This is a genomic window from Pseudomonas sp. BJa3 (genome assembly GCF_026343815.1).
Classification (GTDB): domain Bacteria; phylum Pseudomonadota; class Gammaproteobacteria; order Pseudomonadales; family Pseudomonadaceae; genus Aquipseudomonas; species Aquipseudomonas soli.
Window position 1 is genome coordinate 1 of sequence record NZ_JAOXMC010000252.1, and the last position, 266, is coordinate 266.

Here is a 266-nt window from a genome sequence, read left to right on the forward strand (position 1 = left end):
GGTAACGGAAGCGCTGAGCTGGGCGCGTCCTAAGCCGGGCGCGACCCACATGACGATTATCCGCCAGCAGGGTGCGATGAAGCGCAGCGAATACTACCCGCTGAGCTCCGCGCCGGGCCGCTCGTTGCAGGATGGCGACAAGCTGATCATCAGCACTGACCGCTTCGCAGGCACTATTCAGGTGCGCGTTGACGGCGCCCATTCCGGCGAACATGCCGTGGTACTGCCGTACGGCGCAACCATGCGCCAGGTGCTGGCGCAAATCC

1 protein-coding gene is annotated in these 266 nt (G+C 64.7%); it reads left to right on the plus strand.

Translation table 11 applies throughout. The features are described 5' to 3' along the window. Positions 1 to 49 precede the first annotated feature (49 nt). Positions 50 to 266 (plus strand): hypothetical protein (locus tag OH705_RS27610; RefSeq protein WP_267303486.1); only part of this gene is annotated, 217 nt, incomplete at its 3' end.